Here is a 5,588-nt window from a genome sequence, read left to right on the forward strand (position 1 = left end):
AAATTGCGGCCGAGACTCGCAGCGGCGGGCACACCGCGCTCTCGGCTGCCCCCCCGGCCGGGCGGGGTCCCGACTGAGGCGCGGAAGCGCGCCGCGTTTCACAAGTCGGCGCCAGCCCCCTGAGTCAATCAATCGACCGACCAAGCCTGGCCGACTGTTCTGCGGTCATATTCCTAGACGACTGTTTAGATTGTGCTTGACAGCCAGTGGGTGCGATGTGCTACAAGCCGCCTCCACACTCACCGAGGACGGACCGAAGTTGTCCCTCCGAGAGCCGCCGGCCGCGGCTTCGGGAGAGCCAGTCCTTCGAGGTGCCGAGCCTGCCAATGGCCTCCCCGATGCTGAGAAGACGGTCTTCCTTGAGATCGGGGTGATTGATCCGCAGGGCAAGGCGAGCTCACAGGATCGCCCGCAGGCGCTCCATCTCCCCGAGCAGTTCGGGGGATGTGGTCCAACTCGACCCCCGGCGGCGAGACGGCCCAGTGGAGGTACGAGGGCCGCGTGGGCCGACAGTAGCCCGCAGTCTGCGCTTGGTGTTAGGCTCCAGCTATCGGGGGTGGGCCGTGCGCGTCGTCACGCTTGTGCTCGCGGTGCTCACGTTGATGGCGGCATCTGCCGGCACCGCTGATGCCGCCGGATGCCGACGGTGTGCGTTCGGCGGGCTGTGTCTGAGGGGCGAGACGTTCGTGGAGTGCCTACCGTCACAATCGGCGTGCGTTCCCAATGGCGGGATACTCGGCTTCAACTCGATGCCACCCAACGTGCCCGCCTACTGGACGCTCTTCGGCCAGGCGCGGGGAAGACGGTCGCTCCGTCGGCTCCGGGGACGGCTTGAGGTGTGGTCCGACTACTCGGCCGGCCTTCCGTCCGCACCCGGCTTGCCCACGCGCTGCGACACGGCGAGCGACAACTTCCCCATCTGCTCCGGGGTGCGGGCAGAGTTTAGCGGCGTCGTAAGGAACGACCGCCTCACGGGCGTGGCGCGGTACCCCGACAGGGCCACCTGTGAGTTCAGCGCGACCATCGCCTTCGGCATCGGCGAACCAGAACCGAACACGTTCACCTGCCGGAAGCCATCGGGCGAGGTGATGTCGGAAGGTGCGTTGCAGGTGCAGCTCATCCGGCTGAAAGGTTGTAAGCGCAGACCGCGCTCACCATCGTAACTCGGCGGCGATGGGTGATCCTCCTGTCTGCGTGGGGGACGGGCCTACCGCAGACGCGCAACTGGCCGAAGGGGACCACGACCCGAGGGTAGGTTGGGTTGCGCCGTAGAGCGCCCCACTGAGTTAACGCCTGGAAGTCAAAGGGACGTCGAGGACGAACCGAAGCGGTTCATTATCGAGAAGACGGTCTTCCTTCGGCGCGCTGCGAAGGCGGGCAGGGCCGAGAGCGCAGGTGGCCGCGCCTGCGGCCTGAGATCGAGCCGCGGGCGCGGGTCCATCTCCGGGCGGCTGTACCGTGGGCGCGACGTGGATGTGGGGGAGGCTCCTAGTCCGATTCGCCGTCCAGGCGGATCCGACGCTGCGGAATCCCCGCTGACTCGGGTGCGAGCGTCCACCGGACGTGATCGCGAAACCGTGCCACGTCGGCCCCGTTGATCCAGCCGAGCCCTTCCCACGTGGTGATGGCGTGCTCCCAGGCGGAGCGGGTCGTGGGCACCGTCGGGGGCTGCATCCGCTGGTAGGTCTCACGAAGCCTGCGGTAGGTTGCCGCGAGCTCTCCAGCATCAGATCCCTCACGGCGATCCGGTTTCCCTGCCACTCGGCCACGACCTGCTCGCCAGCCTGGCTCGCCGCGATCTCGGTCGTGAACGTCCTCCCGAGGACGACGCGGTACCGGCGGCCTTGGGTGCCGCCGCTCTCCTCGAGTCGCAGCTCGACGGTCCACCTCTCACCTGACCGGTGGCAGAGCACCTTGCCGCTTCGGCCGACCGGCGTGCGCGCCATGCGAACCACCCCCTGCGAGAGCGTCCGCTCCCGAACACCCTTCTCGGCCGTGCACGCGGCCGACTTGAATGTGCCGCTGCCAGGGCACGGTCTTGACCCCGTCTCGTGCGACGCGGCGGTCCCCTTCGCGACCGGATCAGCGCCTTGCGTGAGGCCGGTCGCGGCCCATCGAGTGGGTGACCGATCTGGCGGAGATCCCGGGCAGGTACGGCGTGGCCAACGTGTACGGCGAGCTCGGCGCCACCTTCGCCAACTCGTGCGTCACGCACCCGCGCTATTGCGCGGCGCTGCTCGGCACCTTGGTGAAGGGGCTCGGCGTCGATCGCGTCGTCTGGGGGACGGATTCGATGCGGACCTCATTCAGCGAGGGCGACCCTCGTGATCGGGTCGCCGTTCTGGAGGCTCCCGTAATCGGCATTGAGCCGGCTCGCCCCGGTGAAGGTGATCAGAGATGCGACGAGGATCGTGTAGTCCGCGTCGCCGCTGCTGTTTCCGGAGAAGTTGAGGGGGGTGGTCAGGAAGTAGACCGCGCCCGCGAGATTGAGGGTACTGCCCCCGGAAATGGTGTTCGTCTGGCTCGACCTGATCCCTCGATCCTGGAAGAAGAGCATCGCCTCCATGGGTCCGCTCGTGGGGGCGGAGAGCGTTCCGATGGTGCCGCCGCTGATCGACACGGGCTTGTAGGCGTTGGACCCGCTTGCCGTGTTGTAGAAGGTGACCCCGGTGCCGTTCAACGTGCTGTTCCCGCTCACGCTGAGGCCGCCTCCGTTGAGGACGTAGAGGCCGGGACTGAAGGTCACGGTGGAGCCGCCAGTGATATCTATGCCGTCGCAGTAAACGCCGGGCGTGAGAATCTTCGTGCCGCCGGTGACCTTGAATTTGGTGTAATCGCAACCGGAGAACACGGGAGCTGCTCGCTGGGCGAACGGGTCCGGCTCCGGAGGAACACCCGTCTGCGGCGTCGGGGAGTAGCAGCAACCCGTGACGTTCCCGGTGACGGCGATCGACGTGGCGGTCACGCTGGAGGATCCACCGCTGCTGTTCATCGCGTTGCTGCTGCTCGAGTCGTCGACGATCCCGCACGTCGCCGTTACGCTGGCGCCGCCGTTCACGTTGAACGCACTGGCGGCCGTGGGGTCCATGGCGTAGATGCAGGCAGGTCCAGCCTTCGCGCCCGCGACCGCCCGCGTGCTCACGGTCGCCGTCTGGAAGCCGAGGATACCCATGAACGTCGTCGGGCGCACCTGGCTGATGACGGCCTCCACGAACGCGTCATTGCCTGCATAGAAGCCGCTGGTGGGCGGGTGATTGACGGCAACTTGCGCACCATTCACGCCGTTGGTGAACCCGTTCGTGGCAGCCGCATTGAACGCCGCCGATTCGATTTGCGTGGCGCTCGCAGCCCTCCGCAGCTGTTCCGCTCCCGCCATCGCCGCACTATCGACGCCGGTCTGCATGCGGCGTCGGTGGTCGAAAAAGAGGCCCGTGTCGGCAGCCACGGCGACCAGAGCGCAGATGGCGACAAAGGCGATCACGGTCGTCGCCAGGACCTGACCTCGCTCACCGTCCCGCTTCTCGTATCCTCGGCCCGTCATGCTCGACCCCTTCCGCGGCCACGTGCTGCTCGATGTGCCGCTCCGTCAGCCGCCATTTCGCGTGGGTAGCAAGGAACGTTTGCATGCTCGCATCCGGACCCGAGCCTCCTCCGGCGAGTATCCGCGGCAAGACTGGTGACGCGGGCAGGCAACGCCGGAGGGCGCGGATCGAACGGGCTGTGGCGCATGCTACGTCTCGCAACCCGGTCGGTGTCGGTGCAAGGCTTGTGCCCGGAAGGAAGGCTCCGGAAACGTGCGGGAGCTCTACGCGAGAGGCCTGGGGGAAGAAATCGGGGCTGCACAAGGATGTCGGTCGCGCCGGCACGGTCTTGACGCCTTCACTCTCCTTGCTCGAGTCAGGCCCCGATGGCTTGGATGGAGCGGACGAAGAGCAGGACCGGGACCCGCATGGCGGGCGATGCGGCCGATGAGCCGCTACTGCGCGAGTGGGATGCCCTTCACGCGCCCGAGCTGCTCACTCGATCAGCCCCGCGTGCCGCGCCGCCACCAGCGCGTCGATCGCGTCGATGCGCCGGATCACCCGGCGCACCTCCTCGGCGAAGGCGCGACGGCGCTCGGCCAGGTCCGGGGCGCCGGGGTCGACCAGGCTCCGGTTGCGCGCGAGGCGGAGCGCGGTCGCGAACAGCCCCTGCGAGACCGACTCCGCGTTCCGGATGCGCCGCTGCAGGAGGTACTGCCGCCCGAGCGCGAGGCAGCCGCGCAGGAACTCGTCCTCCTGGAACGCCGCGTCCGGCGGGCGGCGCGCGAGCGCGTCCGCCACCACCCGGTACGCCTCGAGGAACGGGCGCAGCACGCGGTGCGCGCTGAACGGGCGGAAGCGACGGAGGAGCGCCTGGATCGCGGCCGGTCCCTCGGCCACGCGCCGCTCCCAGTCCGCCTCGTGGATCCGCACTTCGGCGCGCAACTCCTCGCGGAAGGCCTCCTTGTCGGCGAAGAAGAACTCGAACTTGAGGAGGTCGCGGAGTCGCATCGCCTCGTCCCAGAACTCGCCCGCGGGATCGGCGACGCCGTCCTCGGCGGCGCGCAGGAGCGCCAGCTCCGCGATCGCCCCGTTCACGAAGAAGTGGATGACGGTGTTGCGGTAGTAGGACGCGATCAGGTGCTTCTCGGCGCCGATCGCATACACGGCCTCGGGCCCCTCGGCGAAGCAGGTGACCACGCCGTTCTCGATCAGGGCGTCGAGCGCACGCCGCACGCCCTCGGGGGTGTCGAGGTCGAGCGCGCCCGCGGTCGGGAGATCGCGGCGACGGACGTAATCGAGGAGGTTCCGGAGCGAGGCGATCGTCTCCTCCACGCTGAGCGCGCGGCTCGACGTGCCGAGGAGCGCCATCGTGACCAGCGAGGTCGCCGTGATCGGCGTCACCCGGTTGATGCGCGCCGACACCTCGAAGGCGAGCTTCTGGAGGGCGAGGCTCTGCTCGTTCGGGTCGGGCTCCGCCCCGGGGTCGGGCGGCCCGAGCGCGCGCGCGAGCGAGAGCGGCTCACCGAAGCGGATGTAGATCTCGCCGTAGCGGCGGCGGAGCGCGCGCACGAAGCGCAGGAACCAGCCGAAGCTCTCGGGCCGCTTACGGCCGCCGCGCTCCTCCGCGGCGTAGCCGGCCACGTCCTGGATCTGGTCGTAGGCGACCGAGACCGGGACGAGGAGGACGTCCTCGCTCTTGCCGCGCCGGTAGGCGTCCACCACGTAGGCGAGAAGGCCGAAGCGCGGCGGCATGAGCTTGCCCGAGCGCGAGCGCGTTCCCTCGATGTACCACTCGAGCGGGAAGCGCTTCTCGATCAGGTAGTCGACGTACTGGCGCAGCACGAACTTGTAGACCTCGTTGTCCTTGAAGCTCCGCCGGATGAAGAAGATGCCCGTGCGGCGCATGAGCCCGCCCATCGGGAAGAAGTTCATGTTGATGCCGCCGGCGGTGTGGTTGGGCGGGAGGCCGTTCTCGTAGAGCGCGTACTTGAGCACCAGGCTGTCGAGCATCGACTTGTGGGTCGGCAGGAAGACGAGCGGGTGGCGCTGGCCGAGCGCGGCCAG

At 68.4% G+C, this 5,588-nt stretch carries 3 protein-coding genes; all 3 read right to left on the minus strand.

The features are described 5' to 3' along the window. Nucleotides 1-847: 847 nt before the first annotated feature. Nucleotides 848-1,120 (minus strand): hypothetical protein, encoded by a 273-nt coding sequence (locus E6J59_19295; protein TMB16298.1) that lies wholly within the window; start codon nucleotides 1,118-1,120, stop codon nucleotides 848-850. A 1,182-nt stretch (nucleotides 1,121-2,302) separates the two neighbouring features. Further along, entirely contained in the window at nucleotides 2,303-3,541 is a 1,239-nt protein-coding gene (locus E6J59_19300; protein TMB16299.1) for a hypothetical protein, read from the minus strand. 475 nt (nucleotides 3,542-4,016) lie between these two features. After that, the coding region (locus tag E6J59_19305) for a glycerol-3-phosphate acyltransferase (GenBank protein ID TMB16300.1) at nucleotides 4,017-5,588 on the minus strand (1,572 nt) is incomplete at its 5' end.

Source organism: Deltaproteobacteria bacterium, assembly GCA_005879795.1.
Classification (GTDB): domain Bacteria; phylum Desulfobacterota; class Binatia; order DP-6; family DP-6; genus DP-6.